Here is a 961-nt window from a genome sequence, read left to right as displayed (position 1 = left end):
AGCGCCCGTTAGGGTTATCAAAGTACGCTTGGTCTACATGTACTTTCACAAGGTAGTGACTATTTCCGCGTTGGTCCGTAATTGAGTCAGCAGAAATGGTTTCGACCTTGCCATCCAATCCGCCATAGACAGCAAAATCGAAGGCCGATATTTTCACTTTGGCGTACTGATCTCGGCGAACAAAGCCAATGTCTTTAGGTTTTACTTTCACCTCGACAAGTAATTCATCACCCACAGGGACGATGTCGATAAGTTCTGCGCCTGGTCTCGCGACCCCGCCTATCGTATTTATGTGCAAGGTCTGGATAATGCCATCCACCGGAGAGCGCAATTCAGTTCGGTCAACGCTCGCAGCGCTCACAGTTTGTTTACCACGCGCAATATCAAGGCGCGTTCTTACTTCAGAAAGTTGTTGTTGGGCTTTGGCTTTAAAACTTGCCACAACGCTTTCTTCTTCTTTTTGAAGGCGATCTATTTCTGATCTCAGTTCAGGAATTTCATTTTTTGTGGAATTGACTTCAGACTGTGCACGACTCAATTGTTGCTGAATATCGAGCACCACAGATTCAGATACGGCCCCCATTTTTAGCAAAGGCTCATTCATTTTTAGTTGCTGCTCAACAAGCTGCACTTGTCGTTGCTGATCTTGTTGACGTTGGTTCGCCGCAACAAGTTCTTGCCGGGCTTTGCTTGCTTTTAAATGAATGTCTTCGACTTGTTTATGTAGTTCTTCCTGACGAACTTTGTATAGTTGAATTTGGGTTTCGATGAAGCGTTTATTCTGTTTGATTTGTTCTTCCGTGAAATTAGGTGCCGTACCGGCAACCTCTGCCGCTAAACGCATTTCTTCTGCGATTAAAGAAGAGGTTTCTGCAACTGATTGCGCGAGAGAGCCGCCGGCAGTTGTTGCATCTAGTTCCATGAGTAGATCACCCGCTTCCACGGTTTGGCCTTCACGCAC

General features: G+C 46.1%; 1 protein-coding gene. It reads right to left on the bottom strand.

Annotated features, from left to right (window positions below):
• Positions 1-961 (bottom strand): HlyD family type I secretion periplasmic adaptor subunit (locus tag A3739_RS12320; protein ID WP_156502558.1); only part of this gene is annotated, 961 nt, incomplete at both ends.

The sequence above is a fragment of the Oleiphilus sp. HI0067 genome, assembly GCF_001635735.1.
The sequence above is the reverse complement of the archived record's forward strand: the minus strand, read 5'-3'. Positions and strand labels throughout refer to the sequence as shown.